Source organism: Mesotoga sp. HF07.pep.5.2.highcov, from assembly GCF_003666285.1.
GTDB lineage: Bacteria > Thermotogota > Thermotogae > Petrotogales > Kosmotogaceae > Mesotoga > Mesotoga prima.
This window is the reverse complement of the sequence record NZ_JFHJ01000002.1, coordinates 1-19,395: the sequence shown is the minus strand read 5'-3', so window position 1 is coordinate 19,395 and position 19,395 is coordinate 1. Positions and strand designations below refer to the sequence as shown.

General features: G+C 45.4%; 13 protein-coding genes. All 13 read left to right on the top strand.

All coding sequences use genetic code 11. The features are described from left to right. The first annotated feature begins 1 nt into the window (after position 1). The gene (locus BG32_RS00080) at positions 2 to 754 is read left to right on the top strand and encodes a DUF3800 domain-containing protein (protein ID WP_121526193.1); all 753 of its coding nucleotides are present in this window, start codon (positions 2 to 4) and stop codon (positions 752 to 754) included. Between the two features lie 216 nt (positions 755 to 970). Next, entirely contained in the window at positions 971 to 3,730 is a 2,760-nt protein-coding gene (locus BG32_RS00075; protein ID WP_121526192.1) for a DEAD/DEAH box helicase, read from the top strand. Next, positions 3,730 to 5,655, top strand: a complete 1,926-nt coding sequence (gene pglZ, locus BG32_RS00070) for a BREX-3 system phosphatase PglZ (RefSeq protein WP_183084247.1) — start codon at positions 3,730 to 3,732, stop codon at positions 5,653 to 5,655. Before BG32_RS00075 ends, pglZ begins: the two co-directional genes overlap by 1 nt. Positions 5,656 to 5,660: 5 nt before the next feature. Then, positions 5,661 to 6,395, top strand: a complete 735-nt coding sequence (locus tag BG32_RS00065) for a hypothetical protein (RefSeq protein ID WP_183084246.1) — start codon at positions 5,661 to 5,663, stop codon at positions 6,393 to 6,395. Beyond that, a complete protein-coding gene (locus BG32_RS00060) occupies positions 6,396 to 7,073 on the top strand; it encodes a hypothetical protein (protein WP_121526189.1) in 678 nt (225 codons plus the stop codon). It abuts the gene before it with no gap. Between the two features lie 46 nt (positions 7,074 to 7,119). Continuing rightward, complete coding sequence (locus tag BG32_RS00055; protein WP_121526188.1) at positions 7,120 to 7,620, top strand: hypothetical protein; 501 nt, start codon at positions 7,120 to 7,122, stop codon at positions 7,618 to 7,620. Positions 7,621 to 8,104: 484 nt separating this feature from the next. Further along, complete coding sequence (locus BG32_RS15945) at positions 8,105 to 8,227, top strand: hypothetical protein (protein ID WP_259459393.1); 123 nt, start codon at positions 8,105 to 8,107, stop codon at positions 8,225 to 8,227. A gap of 594 nt (positions 8,228 to 8,821) precedes the next feature. After that, positions 8,822 to 9,568: a CBS domain-containing protein gene (locus BG32_RS00050; RefSeq protein ID WP_121526187.1), complete on the top strand. Its 747-nt coding sequence runs from the start codon at positions 8,822 to 8,824 to the stop codon at positions 9,566 to 9,568. Between the two features lie 12 nt (positions 9,569 to 9,580). Next, on the top strand, positions 9,581 to 10,117 hold the full coding sequence (locus tag BG32_RS00045; RefSeq protein ID WP_006489794.1) for a hypothetical protein: 537 nt from the start codon (positions 9,581 to 9,583) through the stop codon (positions 10,115 to 10,117). Between the two features lie 435 nt (positions 10,118 to 10,552). After that, on the top strand, positions 10,553 to 13,645 hold the full coding sequence (locus BG32_RS00040) for a PD-(D/E)XK nuclease family protein (protein ID WP_183084245.1): 3,093 nt from the start codon (positions 10,553 to 10,555) through the stop codon (positions 13,643 to 13,645). After that, the gene (locus tag BG32_RS00035; protein ID WP_121526185.1) at positions 13,638 to 16,535 is read left to right on the top strand and encodes an exodeoxyribonuclease V subunit beta; all 2,898 of its coding nucleotides are present in this window, start codon (positions 13,638 to 13,640) and stop codon (positions 16,533 to 16,535) included. Before BG32_RS00040 ends, BG32_RS00035 begins: the two co-directional genes overlap by 8 nt. 98 nt (positions 16,536 to 16,633) lie before the next feature. Then, on the top strand, positions 16,634 to 18,628 hold the full coding sequence (locus tag BG32_RS15940; RefSeq protein WP_259459392.1) for an SUMF1/EgtB/PvdO family nonheme iron enzyme: 1,995 nt from the start codon (positions 16,634 to 16,636) through the stop codon (positions 18,626 to 18,628). 319 nt (positions 18,629 to 18,947) lie between these two features. Next, the coding region (locus BG32_RS00025; protein ID WP_147434754.1) for a hypothetical protein at positions 18,948 to 19,395 on the top strand (448 nt) is incomplete at its 3' end.

The window sequence follows — 19,395 nt, the reverse complement described above, 5'->3', positions numbered from 1 at the left end:
CGTGAAGTACATATTCTCCGACGAATACGGAACACCTAGCTACAAAGGGATTGATCGTGATGAAAACAAAGTGTTCTTTTTATCAGCGGTAATAGTGGATCCCGATGACTATTCCGAGTTCATTCTTGGACTGACGGACTTCAAGGTCAGGTGGTTCAAACACAAAGCTGAGTTCTGCCTTCATTTCAAGGAGATATCTAAGAGGGAGAGGATTTACAAGTTCCTGAATGATCCTAGTAAGGAAGAAGAATTCCACAATGATTTGCTAAAAGTTATTGGCAGCCTCAGGTTCAGATTCGTAGGGGCGTTTATTGACAAGACCCACATTTTGCGAAAGTACTTATATCCAGTTCACCCTTATATAGGTTCCATACAGATGATCTCTGAAAGATTACCGTTTGATGAGGATTACGAATATATCTGGATTTTAGAAAGCAGAAAGAAGTCTGAAGACAAATTCTACACTCAATCTTTTGAGAACTTAAGAGATTTCGGGTTGGCAACAACGAGATTGAAACCGCGAAATCAAGAACAACTGAAAAAACTAAGAATTGCACCTCTTTTCAGAGAGAAAAGGGATAGAATTGCCGGGCTGGAAATTGCGGACATTCTAGCCTACTGTTTTGGAAACTCCTTGAGAAAAGGTGCAGATTCTGATTTGTGGAAATACTCGAAAAGGATATTCAAATTTGTTTGTAATAGAAGACTCAAATTTCATGGGTCAAAATGGAAATCCTTAGGAAGTCTGTCCTAAAAAAGGTTAAGCGGAGCCTTTTTCCTGCTCCGCCCACGGGGACACCCCCATGCGAGAAAATTATAGCATTGTGGCTGACGGAATGTCAATACTTCGATCGAGAGAACGAGAATGCTGTCACAGAGGTAACTTTAAGAGATGAGTTTTGGTTGTCAGAGTAAATGACTTGTTTGGGTTTTGCTTTTTGTGTAAGCTCTTTCTGAAGTGGAGTTGCCCATGAGTGAAAAGTGGTACTGGCTGGAAAGTGAAAAGAAGCTATGTATGCTTCTTGAAAGCAAGGAGATTTGGGGTTACAAGACATCGAAAGTCTGGATTCCGGGAGAAGACAGGGTAGTCCAAATAGCCTCCGATGAGCTGAAAGCTGCTGAAGAGGCGAAGGACTTTTTCTCGGAAGATTTCATATCCTATGTCTCGGCTTCGGGTAAACTGCTGAACGCCTTCAATTCGTCAGACATTCTTCTGGCACCCATGAATTCAGCCGTTCTACCGCTCCCTCACCAGATTCATGCTCTCCAACGGGCACTTCTAGGTAACAAGATACGCTTCCTTCTTGCAGATGAGGTTGGCCTTGGAAAGACTATAGAAGCCGGCTTGATTATCCAGGAGCTGAAGTTACGAGGTATTGTCAAGAGAGTTCTGATAGTCGCTCCTAAAGGACTGATTACCCAGTGGGAGAGCGAAATGAAACTGAAGTTCGACGAGAATTTCAAGCTGGTGATCCCTTCAGAGCTTTCTGCATTTAAGAAACTGTCTGGAGTGCAAAATGCTTGGGAGCTCTTCGATCAAATAATCTGTCCTCTGGATTCAGTCAAGCCAATCTATTCCCGTCAGGGCTGGAGCAATGAGAAACTCCAAGAATACAATCAAGAGAGATTTCTCGATCTTGTCGATGCCGGCTGGGATCTTATAATCGTCGATGAGGCTCACAAACTTGGCGGGACCAATTCAGCAGTGGCAAGACACAGGTTGGGACAGAGCCTTGCACAGGCCGCTCCGTACGTCTTGCTGCTTTCAGCCACTCCTCATCAGGGAAAAAGCGATGCCTTTCTCAGGCTAATGTCTCTTCTTGACCCGATCGCATTCACCTCGGAGGATGAACTCGACAGAGATACGGTTTCGGAGTATGTCCTTAGAACGGAGAAGCGAAAGGCGATAGATATAGAGGGAAAACCTCTTTTTAAAAGGCGGATCACAAATCTGGTATCTGTTGATTTTGGCGAGAACCACGTGAAGCAGTATCTTTTGTACGAAGCAGTCACAAAATACGTAAGAGAAGGATACCGGAAGGCGATAAACCAGAAACAAAATTACATGGGGTTTCTAATGCTTCTGATGCAGAGGTTAGTCGCCTCATCAACTGCCGCTATAGCCAGCGCTTTGGAGAAAAGACTGGAGGCAATCTCCGGTTCGGGCGATCAAATGGTACTTCCACTGGAACTCAACAGTTATTCATTCGCAGAATTTGATGAGATGAATAACAGCGAGGAGATAGATTTTCTAGGGATAATAAGGATCAAACCTTTCGTCAGCGAAGAGGAAAGGGTTCGCTATCTTCTAGGTTTGACGAGATCGGTCGAGTTCGAAGAGAACGATGCCAAGGCTATGAAACTACTGGAGATCATTCAAACAAGTAGAAGAGAGGAAATAGATCCAGACGTAAAGATTCTCGTCTTTACTGAGTTTGTAGCAACACAGAAGATGCTGCAGAGATTTCTCGAAGATAGGGGGTTTCCTGTTTGCATTCTAAACGGTTCAATGAGTTTGGAAGAGAGACTGAAGGCCCAGAGATCGTTCGCTAAGGAATCTCAGATTATGATCTCTACCGATGCGGGAGGAGAAGGTCTTAATCTTCAGTTCTGCCATGTAGTTGTTAATTACGATATGCCGTGGAATCCGATGAAGATAGAACAAAGAATTGGTAGGGTAGATAGAATTGGTCAGAGCCAGGATGTTAAGGCCTTCAACCTTGCAATGAAGTCGACTGCTGAATTCAGAGTTATCGAAGTCATCGAACAGAAGCTGAAAGTAATTCTTGAAGAATTCGGTGTAGATAAGACTGAAGATGTCCTAGATTCGACTGAAGCGGCCAATCTGTTCGACGAAATTTATGTCACTGCAATTACAGACCCAGACAATCTGGAAAACCAGATTGAAAATTCACTGGAAAGTATAAGACAGCAAATTGTTTTGTCAAAGGAAAGAGGAAGAATCTTACCTGCTGACAGTTCTCTTGAGCCAGAGGAAGTGAGAAGGCTTATAAATCAACCAGTTCACTACTGGCTTGAAAGAGCAGTCACATCTTATGTAAAGAGCAAGGGAGGTAAGGCAATTGCACTGGGCAAAAATTGGAAGATAAGTCTTCCCGGGGTAATTGGAGAGGAGCTTGTGGCTTTCTCCCGCAATGATAACCCTGACTTCAGGGCAATAACATTCAACGATCCTTTGGTCAGATCCATTGTTAAGGAAATTCCGCAGTTTCCTGAAGGATTACCAGTACCCTCTGCGATAATTCGCAGCGTACCTAGAGGGATATCAGGTACTTGGTCGCTATGGAGGGTGACCGCCCATGGTTCAAAATATGATCTTCAGAGAGTCTTACCGGTTTTTGCGAATGAAAAAGGGGATCTACTTCACGGGTCGGCAGATCTGATCTGGAACAGACTCATCGAGGGAGAGTGTACGATTACTGCATTTGATGAGGCTTCAGGGATCTATGAAGGAGCAAATAGAAGATTGAAGGAGACTTTCGATGAGCTGAAGAGTCTTTATTACAAGAGAGCGGACAAGGAGAGAGAAAGGAAAAAAGACTGGTTCAGGATGAGAAGAAAACTCGCAGAGAGATCGGGTCTCTCACAGGTAAGGGATTACAGAATTCGAAAGGTCGACAAGGAATTTGAAGAATGGAGTTCCCAAGAAGAAACGATTATTCCCCAAATCGAGCTTCTTCTTGCCTTGATCGTCAAGGGGGAAGAGTAATGAGATCCCTGAATTCTCGCATTATTGATAAGATACTCAATCCCGAAAAGGACTCTATGATCGTATATGATCCCGACGGACTTGTCGATCAGGCAGTTCTTGAAGAGCTATCGGAACGAGGCTTCCATGTTATTGAGTATAAAGATCCTATTGCCTTTAGATTTGAATATGAAAGTGAGTTTCGAGACAAAGCAAAGAGCTTCTTAGTACTGACAAGAGAAACACCTGCGGGAGAACTTCCCTTCGACATCTATTCATCACTATTGACCGTTGATGTTTCATTGAGTTCGATCTTTCCGAAACTCAGCAGAACCGCTCTCGAGAGTCTTGAAAGATGGGAGTTAGATAGGCTCAATGATTCTTATAGCGACGACCTCGATTATCTATCGACAAGGAGGACGAGAGAGTTCATTCTGAAGCGCATCTATGAATTCGATCCTTCCAAGCGCTATAACCTAACTGAGCTTATAGCCTGGCTTATAAAGCTCCACTATAACAGGCTTCAGCTTAGAGGCGAGCTTTTCGATCTTGTAATGGATATTGCAAGAGAAAAGGGTTACGAGAGGCTGTTGGATCTACCCTCTTTTGTTGAGCACAGAGAGAGTTTTCTTGAGTTTCTTCAGGAAAGATGGCCAGTATTTCTGAAGAGGCATGGTAGATTTTCAGTGAGTGATAATAACGAAGCTTCATTCAGACAGAAAGGTCCTAATTCTCTGCCCTTCGATGATCCCTCTATAAAGGTCTATACAGACACAATGTTTGCCGAGGGCCTGCTTAAACCTGTCCCTGTTGATGATCCGTCGAAGTTCGAAAAATCCTGGATGGTTATAGGGATTGATGGTCCAGGTTCAGAGCGAATACGATTCAAGAAGCTTCTCCAGATTGTCAGTGATTCACTTCCAAAAGCTAATACTAGTTACAATAACTGGATTGACTTTGCCTGGCGCTGGGCAGAGCTCAACCTAGTTGCCTGTTCGATCCCTTTAGGAAACGACGATCAGTTAGATATGAATGCAATTAGGACAATCATAGATTCTCAATTCGAAAGCTGGATGACCGAAGAGTATGGAAGGTTACTCACGGTCTCGTCAAGATGGCCGGTGACAGTAAGAGATATTTTGAGTTGGACAAGCAAGTTAACCATAGAGAATAAGAAGCTCGCTCTTATAGTAATAGATGGAATGTCTCTTCTTCAGTGGCTAAGAGTGTCTGACTGCATGGAAGACTTTTCATTTGAGCAGTACGCAGCTTATGCAATGATTCCGACAATAACTGCAGTGTCCAGGCAGGCAATCTTTTCCGGAATGCTTCCCATGGACCTGCCAAGTTTAACAAGTAACTCTGCAGAGAGCAGGCTGTGGGAGCGGGCATGGTTGGATAGAGGTTTTAGAGAAAGAGAGATCTCTCACATTAACAAACCTGACAATCAGTTAATCCGTGAAGTAGAACAGTCTATCAACAATGGGCGATCGTTAATTGGGATTGTCATAAGAGAACTTGACGAAAAGGCTCATGGCGAGAACATTGGAATGAGGGCACTATTAGCAGCCACAGAAACCTGGGCAAAGGAAAGCTGCTTTCTAGACCTATGCAAACTACTTTTCAGGGAGGGCTATGAGGTTGTTATAACTAGCGATCATGGAAACGTAGAAGCAAACGGAATGGGTAATCCTTCAGAAGGGTTGATTGCGGAGACAAGAGGTGAAAGGGTTAGAATCTACAAAGATCGGCTCTTGAGGGGGAAGATCCATCTTGAATACCCAGATTCGATAGAGTGGATTCCGGTGGGACTCCCACAGAATTTCTTTCCTCTCATAGCTCGAGGGAGACGGGCTTTCACAACAGCTAACTCGGTTGTGGTTTCTCACGGTGGTTTGACACTAGAAGAGGTTATCGTTCCACTAATCAGATTAAGGAAAGGATGAGCAAATTGTCGAAGATGCTTGGATTTGATAGACAGATAAAAAAGGAATGGCTAGATGTCACTATGGAACTTCTAACTGAAGGAAAGAGCACTCAGCACATAAGAGAAATGCAAGAGAGATTTATGGCCTTAGATCTTCCTGGAAAAGATGCGAGAAGAAAGACAAGACTCGTCATTTCGAGAATGTGGCTAGATAACAACACAAAGCTGGTACCTTTGCGAAAAAGGGCTCTTGAGATTCTGAAAGAGAATCCAGAGATTGACACCAGAGTATTCCACTGGGGCATGAGCATAGCAACCTATCCTTTCTTCAGAGATATCGCGACAATCATTGGGAAGCTCATTGCCCTTCAGGGTAACTTCAAAGTCAGCCAAGTTCACGACAGAATCGGTAAGATTTGGGGAGGGAGGTCAACACTTACCAGAGCCTGTTCAAGGGTAATTCAAACCATGATAATGTGGGAAATTATAGAGAGTACAAAAGAGTCTAAATCATATACCGCCGTTCAAAAGCTGCGAGTTGCCGTGAGAAGAAAGCAGGTAGCACAATGGTTGATTTACAGCCTACTATTAAGCAGGGAGAATGGATCAGTTCCTGTTGAAGAAATCGGAAGATCACCTGAACTCTTTCCTTTTTCGATAGAGATTGGTGTCGATGCTCTTCTTTTTTCAAACGGAATTAAATTATCTCATCGGGGGATCAAAACAGACTTTATTTCGCTCAAGGAGAATAATGCTTGAATGAAGACAGATAGATTGGAATCTCTTTCAGAATTGACTGCCAAGTACTGCTTCGAGAATCTCGATCTTTATTCTGCCATGCTTGGAAGCGAATTCAGTTATCCGAATTTGCCTTTATGCATAATCGATACGGTTTTCTCGATAGGCGTGAGTTACGCTTCTACAAGAAACACAGTAGACAGATTCTGCAGATTTCTGGGCGCTGAAAGTACTTCCGAATCGTTTTCAGTTTCATCTTTCCTCTCACTGTATCACGCGTACTCACCACAAAGAATGGCCGCAGAAGTGTTCGGTAACAAGCAACGGACCTCTACTGTCAACGGAATACTAAAAGCTGAAGCGGTCATGATGTTTTCTGAGGCAGTGAGATCACAGGATGTTGAATACCTTAAGGATTCTAGCTCTTTGTTAAATAACGAGGAGTTTGAAAAATCTGTTTTGACCATTCCAGGGCAGAGAAGTGGAATATCTATTAGATACTTCTATATGCTTATCGGTTCCGATGACTTTGTGAAACCTGACAGAATGATCTTAAGATTCCTGCAGACTGCAACTGATTGCGAAAACATAACTCCCGACCTTGCATGCAGAATAGTCCAGTCAGCTTGTGAATTTCTCAGACACTCATTTCCAAACATGACTCCTAGATTACTGGATAACATTATCTGGAGATTTTAAAGCGAAGAAGCAAAGGAAAATGCTGGTACAAACAAGAGGAGGAATCATGAAGAAAACTGTAGAAATCGAAAAATTCGACCTGATGAGGTTTGCTGAAAAGACACTCGATTATTGCAAGACAATACTTGATCCTGAAATGGAACCAACTTCCGGAATAGGTTCTGCTGAAGACTATTCTTCCATTCCCGAGTTCAGTGATCGAAAAGAAAGAGACTTACGAAGAGAGATTCTGGAAGAAAACCTAATGCTCTTCTTCCCATTCATCATGGGGGAAACTGAACCTCCCATTGTGAGTGCGGATGGCAGTTCGTTTTCGTATGATCCGGATGATGAAGATTCTGAATACTCAATTCTTTCCGATCCCATGATTATTTATGGTTTCACGATACGTAAGGAGGATAAGAATCTAATAATAGAGTCTGCAGCACATTATCCGGGAGGCTGCACTTTCCCACCGCCTTTTCTGGAATATAAGGAGGACTGCAGCTTTCTGGAGGAACCAATGGAAAAGTTCATTGATTCATTCATCAAAGCCAGACACTACTAAGTGCTGATTGAATAGGAAGCAACTGAGAGGATTTTCGAAGATCTGAGAGAAGTGCTTCGGATGACTCTCTCGACCATTATTAACCAATTCAGGGGCACCGTATCAGCTATTGTCACTTCTATATCCAGTACTTCTTGATGCGTTCGAGACTCAGCTGTAGCTTGCAATAAAGGTATTGGAAATGAAGGCGATATTCGTTATCCCCTGAAAGTTAAGACAGATATGTAGAGGGCTCCGGAACTTGCCACTGTAGCTACAAAAAGAAGCTTATATCGGATTGTTGCCAAGGCTTGCAGAACGTATGTATAGGAGTCTCATCAAGGCGACAAGTTACTTATACCTTGAGTAGCTTTGTAGGAATCGGGAAGATGAGGCATGTTTTGAGAAAATCGGAAAGAGAAAGAGTAGGCAATATGATCGGCCCGGGAAAGACGTTGATTTCAGAAAATGGTTGTCTTAGCGAACAGAGAAGAGAGGTGTCAAAATGAAATCATGGATTTTTCAGGATAATCCGGCGATTTTGAGAATCGATAACTACCCGAAAGATCCCTTTGGTGATGACAAAATAAACAAGATCCGACTCCAATCTCGGAAGCCTTTTGATTGATTTGAAGCGGTCTTTTCCGTGACAGACTCGTTTTTTGCATTGCATTGTCTTCGGATGATTTGATTATCGAGCTCATGACATCGCCCGCGATAAGGTAAGGAAACGAAAGTAAGAAACATAACTCAGAATCCCCGAAGACACAATGGTCTAGCGGAATTATTAGTGTTCGGAATGTTCAGAAAGAACTCCTGAACTTGAAACTAGAAAAACAAAAAGAACCGTTAAGCACGTAAAACAAGGCGGTCTTTGTCATAGTAAGTGTTTCTTATTCAAATATCCCAACATCGTAATATTTTTCAGTAAACCTTATCGGCCAATGAAGCCACTTATATAATCAACATCTCTTGAAACCCTCTCTGGAAGCTGTAACCCCCTTGACAGATTCAACATCTAACTGCTATAATGAAATTGTAAACTATTAGTTATTTACCTCTCTTATTGACGTTCTCACACCATTTTGTTCAGCACCTAGCAGAAATTCCCCAAAACACACTCTACTTTCTGTAGTCTACTTGTTTTCTATTTACAGACCTATCGATCAGCTTCACTAGCTTCATCAAGTTCTAGAGAATTCATTTGTGGAGGTGGAAGTCTATGGACAAGAAAGATAATTCAAGCAGGTTTCTTGCGGCTTTTGTTTCAATTGAAGAGTATCTTAGGCGCGCAACAAATACCACTGGCAGGCTCGAATTTTCAAGCGTAGTGACAAAAGTGGCCAACAACGATCGGGTTTTAAGTACATTTAAGCATAGGTTATTAGATTATGCTGACCTAAGAAACGCTATTGTTCACACTAGGTCACCAGATGGTTCGACCATAGCGGAGCCGCATGAAAGTGTTGTAGAGGATATTGAATTCATTGCACGGGAGCTCAGAAACCCTCCCAAGATTACATCTCTGAATAAGAATGAGGGAGTTACAGTCATCGATCCTGAACAATCTGTCAGGAGCGCTCTTGCGATAATTAGAGAGAAGTCTTTCTCACAGATCCCCGTTTACTACAACAAGGAATACAAAGGAATTCTTACAACAAACGCTCTTGCCAGATGGATGGCAAGCGTTGGAGAAGAAGAACGAGCTTACCTTGATGAAAGCACTGTTGAAACGGTGCTTGAATTCTCAGAAGAGAATGAAGATGTGAAGTTCGTCAATAGAAACACTACTCTTTTCGAAGTAGTCGATGCATTTGTCGAGGCCAGTAATGCCGGCAAGAAGCTGGAGGCCATTCTCGTTACGGAAGGTGGTAGCAGAAAGGGATTTCCCATGCAAATCATAACCATATGGGATATTCCAGCTATAAACAGTGTGATATATGGGAACACTGGATACTCAAGGGCATGAGGAGATGATAATATGAGTCTTGACTGGATGGGGGAACTGGGTGGGATAATTAGAAGTGCTATTGAAAGGAAACTCGATTACTTGAATCTCGAGAAACAGTGGGAGAACTCCTTGAGTACAAAAGGATTACTTTACGCGGAAAACGTTAGGCGCAGGGAAGTGCTTCTTTGCAGAAGAGAGCTAGAAACTTATAGGGAATCGGGATCCTCCTTCCTGCAGGCAAGAACAGATCTTCTTACAAAGCTCTCTGATAGATTGACAGGACTTCTTCTCGAAATTAAACAGATGGAGAAAGAAAGGATTCTTCCATACACAATCCTCTCAGTATCCGATCTTACAGATGATTTTAGTACGGCACACTACGTTTATCTTTGTAGAAATCCCTCTGATAATGAACCTCTGAGCTCATCCATCAGGGACGAGCTGAAGAAACTCTCATCAAAGTATCCGGAGAGATTCCATGAGGCTGAAAAGACAATACTTCCAAGAGAGTATGACACGACTTTCATAGTGGGGTTCATCAATCATTTCTATGAAAGTGAAGATTGAAGCATTTCTCGGAGCCCGGAATTCTTGACTCGTTTCTTGAATGTCAAAACAAGAAATCCCCAGATTTCACCACAACCAGTACCGCTTACAGTAGCAGAGACAACCGATCGCTCAGATTCGACCTGTGAATTTACGAAGCAAGTCTTTTCTTTCTATCAGGGATTTCTATATTAAAAAGAGTATTCCAAAAATGAATATCGAACCTTGACGGAAGACTACCTTGCCAATGACTTTGAGAATCGAAAAGGATTCTGCTGACGCAGGCCATTCTCTGGATATGATCTTTCTCGGGTGAGTGACGACAATGAATAAAGTTGCTGGACGTAACGGCAAGACTATTAAATTAATTATATCAGGAGTGAGATACGCATTGTTTACGTTATCAAAAACTGTACAATGGTAGTAAAGTTAAGATCTTTATTTAGGGGGCAGTTCTTGAAAGGTATTCTTGTCTGTGGAAAAGAAGGCAGAAGAAGAAGCGATTACTTGCTGCAGAAGATCCAGGAAACCTACAGCGGAGATCCCTTCTCCTTTCTCTTCGTAGGACCATCTTCTTTTTTTCTGCGAACGGTGAAAGACTCCTTGGTGAAGAGGCGGCTTTCGATCGCCGCCGGACAGTTCAGTACTGAGAGATCTCTCGCCATGAGAATAGTGAGGGAGATGTTCCCGGATCGCAGAGCCGTTCCCGAAAGAGGCGAACGAATAGAAATCGCGAAGGCCTTCGAAAAGGTCAAGAATTACTATCCTTCAGAAAAGGCCACGAGTTACTTTCATGAAGCAATCGTAGTCTTGAAAGAGAATCTCGGAAATTTCGAGACCGCCTTCGGGAGAGAAGACGCCGTTCCAGAGGTTCTGAGGAAAGTCTACGCAGAGCTTCAAGAACACTTTGAAGAAGGCAAGCTTTTCGATTCATACGATGCTATGAGGCTGGCGGCAGAGCAAACCGATCTCGAAAGAGGCGCTTTCGGAAAGACTCTGTTCATAGACGGTTTCTACGATTTCAGTCCGGCAACCAGGGCTTTTCTGAAGAATATTATGCGTTGTTTCGACGAGGTCTATCTCTCATGTCCTGAAGATAGTGATAGAAGAAATCTGTTCAGGGAGAGTAAAACCATTTCAGATCTCTTCGAGGGCATCGACTTCGACACGATAAATGTTGATCGGAGCGAAATCGGCTCACTTACAAAAGTAAAGGAGATTCTCTTTTCGGATCGGGAAGAGTTCAATGACACCGGGTGTGAAAACGCCGAGATTGTCGAGTGCAACGATCTGTACGGGGAGGTCGACTTCGTCGCCAGGGAAGTAAAGAGGGCGATAGCGAAGGGAGAACTGAAGCCGGAGGAGATAGAGATTGTAATACCGAATCAGGATTACTGGAGGGTGTTGAAGAAGTCGCTGAACGACTTCGGGATTCCTGTAGTGAGCAAGAATTCGGTTTCCTTGCTCGAGTCGAAGAGCGTCCAGACCCTTCTGCTGCCGCTTGAAGTGGTATCCGGTTCTTTCGAGCCTTCGGGAATCCTCGAAATGATAGATGCCGGCTACGGTGGCGGTACGATAGATTCCGTTCTTTTCGAGAAAGTAATGGCATCGGCCGGTCTGCAGTTCGAAATGTCGGGAGCCACGGCAGAGGATGCAAAGAAGGTATGGCTGGAGAAGCTAGAGACATACAAACGTTTTCTCGATGCAAAATCTGAAAGCCTAGCCTCCAACGACGATCTTGACGAGGACTTCTCTGCTCTGTCCCAAATCCAGGAGATAAAAGAAGAGATACGGTTCATAGAGTATGCTGCCAAACCCGCTGTCAAGAGGGTCTTTTCACTTCTGAATAGCATTGATAGAAACGTGTCGATGCCTCTTTCGAAATATGAAGACTTCTTCCGAGTCTGTGAAGAGGGTCTTGGATTAAGAGAGCTTACGGGAAACAAGGAAAAGACATTGGTATCTGAAAACATTGCCTGCGTCGAACAGTTCATTCAAAGAGCCGTTCCTTCACACGCCGGGATTCTTGAAGCTATGGAAATCACCGAGTACGATCCAGAAAAATACTACAAGTCTCTCATGAAGTATCTGGAAGGCGAGGATCTGCGGGGCGAGGCCAATATGGGGGGTGGAGTTGAAGTCCTCTCACTGATCGACTCTCGTTACACTTCGAAGAAGGTCAAGTACTTCATGGGATTCAACGAGGGAAATTACCCCGTTTTGTCTCTCAATCCACTCTATGCGGGCGCGCAGTACTCAGAGCCCAGAGCCAAGGACATTCTGGGCATTCAGGAGAACAGGCAGAAGCTGGGCCTTTTTCTGGCGATAAGCGGCGCACAGGAAAGGCTCTGCATAACGTTCTCGAACTCCACGGTCGATGGAAACGTGTTGATGAAGTCTCCTTACGAAGGGTCGGTTCTTGGGGCATTCGGCAAATCTGAGTCCAAACCCCACGGCCGCGTAGAAGGGAAGCGCACCGATCTCGTGTCCTCGCCTTCGGAGTCTATGAGCCCGGCGGATTACAGGCTTTCGATAGCCAGTCTATTCAAGGAGAGCCCCAAGGAATGGGAGAAACATGAAGACTCGGAAATAGTCGCCACTCTGGAGAAGAACCTGAGCTCGATCACAAACGACTTTTCCTTCAAGGTCCCCGGCGTGAAAGCAGCCGAGGAGCTGACGGAGAAATGTATAAGCTTCTCTACGGTCGGGACCTACTGCAAGTGCAAATTCAAGTATTTCTTGAACTATGTGCTTGGGTTGCAGCCTGTTCCGGAGGAGATACTAGAGCTTTCTCCCATGGATGCGGGGAGCGTTTTTCATGCCGTTCTAAGCGATCACCTCGGAAGTGGCGTCCCGCTAGATGTGAGCCTCGAGAAGAATCTCCGGAGGTTTTCTGGCGGCATAAACAAGGCGCTCTTCAAAAGGCGCTACGATCAGATGCTGAAGATACTTACAGAATATGTGGATTACGATCAATCGGAGGAGACCAGTGCCGGAAGGACTGTATTCCGTACGGAGCTCTCCTTTGGGTTCGATACATCCGATCACGGCCCGCTGAAGCTGACCCCCGAGATTTGTGTACACGGAATCGTAGACAGGATAGACACTTGTGAAGACGGTACGCTATTTGTCATCGACTACAAGAGCGGAAAAAGTCTGGGATCAGCGATGGCCGAACAGCTTATACTCTATTCGATGGCAGTCGAAAACGCCTTTTCGGAAGAGAACAAAGTGGTGAGCGGGGGAGAATTCAGGCTCATAAAGGGTAAGAATAAACGCAACAATTTTTCGATCGATTACTCTTCGGGTGAAAGAAAGTGGAAGTTCCTTGGTGGACTCAAGTTCAAGATTTGCGACACTGCCGAAAAGGGAAAGATTTCGGACGATGAGTTTATCAGAGCCGTGGAAATGATAATCAAAAGCATCCAGTCGGGCGATTTCTCCATCGAAACCTGGAAAGGAAAAGCATCTAGTTGCTACGGGTGCGAAAACGAAGGAATCTTCAACATTCTGAAGTGGAGACAAAAAGGCGGGCCAAGCGATGAATAAGAACACATTCATCTCCGCTTCTGCAGGCACCGGCAAGACATACAGGCTGGTGGAGGAATACATGAAAATTCTTCGCTCTGACGAAAAGCTGGGCATCGAAAACATCCTGGCGATTACCTTCACTGAAAAGGCCGCTGCAGAGATGAAGGAGAGAGTGGCGAAGGCGATACTGGAACAAATAGATAAAGCTGCCAGCGAAAGCGAGCGGAAAAGATGGAAAGAGATCAATTCAAGGGTCATGCACGCCTGGATCTCGACTATCCACTCCTTCTGCGCGAGAATACTCAGGGAGTCTATTCTGAATACGAATTCCGATCTGGATACTGGATTCTCGATCATTACGGGAACGAAGAAGATACTCGAACTTCAGGCCCTTGGAAGATTCTTCTCGCGCAATCTCGACTCTCTGGATGAAATGATAGACATCTACGGCCTGGACAAGACTTACAAGATTCTTGAGGACTGCCTCTCCAAACAGAGACACAACATGTATCTCTACAGACCGATTGAAAACAAAGATAAGGAAGAGAACGCCGAGAAGATCTCCAGAGCGACAGCTGTCTGCCACGAAGCATTTAAAAAGCTAAACAAGGAATACGAGGAACTGACATTGAAGAAGGCTCAGCTCGACTTCGAGCAGTTGCTAGAAGAGACAAGGAAGATGCTGAACGACAATCCCAAGATAGCAGCGGAATATTCCAAGAGGTTCAAGTACATTCTCGTAGACGAGTTCCAGGATACGGACGAGCTTCAGGCGGAGATTATCACTAAGTTGACGGCTTCGGGAAATGTGAAGGTGCTTTTTGTAGGGGACGACAAGCAGTCGATTTACCGGTTCAGGGGAGCGAATGTCGAGATCTTCAATCTGACAAGAAGGAAATTCGAAGAAAGCGACGACGCTACTGACACTCTCGAAAAATCATACAGGTCGCACCCGGAGATTGTGAAGTTCCACAACATATTCTTCAAGAAAGTGATGAGCAACCCAACGCTTGAGGCATTTGCGTCGAGGTACGGCAAAGATGTGGAGGCCCTTGATCCCCACGGCAACAAGAGAGAAAAGCGAGTAAGAATACTTGAAAGCAAAGATAAAGACCACGCAGGACTAGTCGCTGCTTACATACGTTCGCTTCTGGATGAGGAGCTCGATTTCAGAGAGGGAAAATCTGTTGTAACGCGCAAGATACGGCCAGGGGACATAGCTATACTCCTCAGAAAATTCAAGAACGTCGAGCAGTATCAGGAGGCGCTTGAAGCAAATGGGATTCCTTACTATACGGTGGGCTCTAGAAAGTTCTTCCAGCGGCCTGAGATAGCCGGACTGATAGCATTCGTCAGTTTTCTCGGCAATCCCGCAGACGACAGGGCCTTCCTGTCATTCTTCCTTTCTCCAGCATGGGGAGGCACGCTTCAGGATGCGGCGAGACTGAAGGAGAAATACAGTCACTTCTATGATTGCATTATGAGGAGCGAAGATAAATCCTTCGTCGATCTTCGCACGATCATTACAAGGTATTCGCGCCTTGCAAGACTACTTAAGCCGGGAGAAATTCTCGACTCCTTCGTCGGAGAGACGGACTATCTTCCTAAGATGACGCTCCTTGCAATGCCCGAGCAGTGTCTGGCCAACGTGATCAAATTCCTTCAAATATCCAAGGAGCTCGACTCTCTCGGGATAAGTTTGAGGGAGTTTTCGAAAAACATTAAATTGTATTCCGAAGAGGCGGACGAGGGCGAAGCGGCCCTGGAGAACGAGAAGAGCGACAGCGTGAAGATAATGACAGTCCACCAGGCAAAGGGGCTGGAATTTCCCGTTGTGATCGTCGCAGAGATGACGGAGAATCCGAGGAAAGAGACCCCTTCATTGCTTTTCGACACGGCTTCGAAGGGTTTCACTCTTTACAGCAAGGAACTAACGACGGATGAACTGGATTTTGTGTATAGAGCAGATCTGAGAAAACAGGTCGAAGAAGAGAAGAGAACCCTCTACGTGGCGCTGACAAGACCCAGGGAAATTCTTGTGATGAATGTCGACAAAGAGGCCATGGAGAAGGAGCTGAAAAAGAAGAGAGACGATACGGATATCGGCTGGCTTCCTCAGATAGTGATTGGCCTTTACAGCGAAGAAACCGGGCAGCTGGAGAAAGAGCTTGAGGATCTGGTTACTTTTGTGAAGACACCGGCTCTTCTTGAAAGCGCGGAAATAGGACGTGAAGGAACCGCGTGGAAAGAGCCCGATAAAGATTACATGAAGCGCTTCGATCATCTCAAATTCAGGAGAATAGTCTCGCCCACTACGCTCGATTTCGATGACAAACAGACAGAGATTCTGGATATCGACAGTATCGAAAGAACTTCACGTTCCTCAACAGCCGAAGGGCTGTACGTTCACAGGATCTTCGAGCAGCTCGGAAACCCCGCCGGAAGACCAAAGGGAAAGAGACTGAGTGAGATCCTGAGCGATCCTGAACTTCTAAGAGGATCGGCGGCCCCTGAAAGGGCAAAGGAGATCCTGGAGCAACTGAAGAAGCTTGGCCATCACGAGATAATTCGCGAAATCGAGGACTCAGAGGTTTGCAGAAGCGAAGTGCGCTTCGAAAGAGCCTTCGACAAGTTCATACTGGCGGGCGTAATCGACAAACTCTACAAGACATCTGAAGGCTGGAAGATCGTCGACTTCAAGCTGGCCGAAAAGAGAGCTGACATGCTTGAGAGATACAAGTTCCAGATGGAGTTCTACCTGTATCTTCTGAAGAATTCTCTCGACCCTGTTTCAGCGACTATTCTGTATCTCAAAGACGGGGATACGGAGACCGTGACTCTCCAAAACACTCGCGACTTCGAAATCAGACTCGAAAACCATGTGACCGATCAAACAGAAGAAATGTGAAGAATAGTCTCTGAACGGGCTTGCTGTATGGAACGGACTGGATGACGGAGGGCTTTATTGCCTGCGCAGTGAGACTCCGTCTAGAAGGAGTGAGCTCTTTGAACGAAAGAGTTAGAGAACAACTCACAGAGCTGGTGAAGACGCACGGTGTAGATATACTCGATCAACCGGATAAGATCGAGACCTTGCTCAAAACGTCCTTTGAGGAATCTGAAACCGAGATAAAGGCTATCGTAACGGCTCTGAGAGAGGGCTTGTTGAGCGAGCTAATGAAAAGCGAAGACTCCTCTGTTCAGACTGCTGCAATTGAAGGCTTTTCCCGACTACTTAGAAAAAACTGCTCCATGGATGAAGAGGCCGCGACTTGGGCTTTAGAAAGCATAGCGTTGGCACTTGGAAAACGAATAGCCGCCGAAACTGAATCTTCTAAGATAAAAACAACAAATGGAGATGAACTGGTCTATGTCGAGGGCGGTAGTTTTGTCATGGGTGACACCTGGGGAGACGGAGCCGACGTTGAAAGACCGGCGCACAGAGTGAATATCACTTACGATCTCTACGTGGGTAAGTATTCAGTGACCTTCGAGGAATACGACAGGTTTTGCATGGAGACAGGAGCAACGGAACCGGAAGATGAGGGACTGGGAAGGGGAAGAAGACCGGTAATCAACGTGAACTGGTTCCAGGCGACCTGGTACTGCAACTGGTTAAGCGAGAAGGAGGGCTTACCTCCGGCCTACTATGAAAACGGGAGTCTTCTGGACGAAAACGGGAAGAAGACGAATGACATAGCAAGAGTACGGGGATACAGGTTGTTGAGCGAGGCCGAATGGGAGTATGCGGCAAGGGGCGGGAGAGAGAGCCGAGGTCACAAGTATTCCGGCTCCGATGACCCGAGCCTTGTTGCCTGGTTCGATGAAAAACCCAGTGATGCTCCGACCGATTTGAGTGAAGCAAAGAGGCTCGTAGCCCACGAAGTTGGGATGAAGATGCCAAATGAACTTGGCCTGTACGACATGAGCGGCAACGTTTGGGAGTGGTGTTCAGATCGATTCGATGATTATACGGACTCGGAAGAGACCAATCCATATTCAATAAGCGAAGGCGGCCGGGTCATTAGAGGCGGCTGCTGGTTCAAGCCTGCCAATTTAGCAAGGATTGCTCACCGAGAAAACCTTTCACCGATGGAAATCCACAATGGCGTGGGCTTTCGAATCTGCAGAGCGACACGTAGCGAAACAAAAGCAGATTCATTTTCACAGATAAATGAAAGACAGGCCGATGAGTCCCCATTTATTCCAGCCGGAGAGATTCCCGACTTGGTGCGCGTCGAGAGAGGAAGCTTCAAAATGGGAGACACATGGGGCGACGGATTGATAGACGAAAGACCGGTTCGCGAAGTAAGAATTACGTATGACTTTTACATTGGCAAGCACGAAGTCAGGTTCTCCGAATTCGACGTCTTCTGTGAAGTCACGGGAAGAATCCCTCCTTCCGATGAGGGCTGGGGGAGGGGAGATTTGCCCGTCATAAACGTAACTTGGTGGGACGCCGTGGAGTTCTGCAACTGGCTTAGCGAGAGAGAAGGTCTCCCAAAGGCCTATGACGATGACGGACGCCTGCTGGATGCCACGGGAAAGGCTACGGACAAATTGGAAAGAGTACCCGGATTCAGGCTACCTACGGAAACCGAATGGGAGTATGCGGCCAGGGGAGGGAACAAGAGCGAAGGTCATAAGTATGCAGGAAGCGACGACGTGGACGAAGTCGCCTGGTACTCCGAAAATTCGGGAATCAAGACGCACGAAGTGGGAAAGAAGGCCCCGAATGAACTGGGAATCCACGATATGTCCGGCAACGTCTGGGAGTGGTGCTCCGACTGGTACGAGGAAGACTATTACAGGTATAGCCCGGATACAAACCCGTACAATACTGAAGGCGACTACGAACGGGTCATGCGGGGTGGAAGCGTGGGCCTCAATGAGACTTTCGCTCGGGTAACACATCGCGATTATCTGGAGCCCTCTTCAGCGGGTAACGCCGTTGGCTTTCGCATATGCAGAACAGCCAAAAACCAATCCGAACTTCTTTGACACAACCAAATACTTTTCTCTCAATACACTTTTAGAATCATTTACTGGTGGAACCGGTTCCTTAGAAAATGGAGACGGGAAGATGAAGACCTACACTGCGCAGTTCTTCTGCTCTAGAACACGCTCATAGAAAGGAGGAATCATATCTGGAGTGAAGTTCTTCATTTCTGAAAACAGCAGGCCCGCTCTTGTCATGAGCTTTCATCCCGCTGCATAAAATAGAGATTCTTCCTCTGCAATCACCGTTTCTCAAACGTCCTGCTGAAAGCAAGTGAGAGCGTGTTAATTACGGGAACTAAATAACTGGAGGGATCGAATAATGACTGATGTTGAAATGCTTGTGTATGATGGCATAAGGAAAACGATAAACAGATTCAGAGAGAATCCTTTCTTTTACTTCACAGAGTCGGACATCCATGCTTCTCTTCAAAGAGATATCATGGAGGGAGGCAGCAAAGAACTCGTTCACAGGGAAGATGGGATAGCTGTTTCCCTTGTTCATCTAGAATATCCTACAAATTTCAGATATGAAAAAAACAGACTTCTTGAGGGATATGGTAATGATATCTCGATTACATCGATCGATAATGAAGCTAAATACGGTGATAGAGGCAATTTCGATCTCGTTGTACTAAATAAGGATTTTGTTCGCTCTGTATTCGAAAAACCTCATGATAGCGAAAATTCAGAATTTACCGACCTTGAAATGATTCTGAAGCGTGTGATAAACAAAGATGCTGTTTTTTGCAAGAGCAAATTCCCTGTTT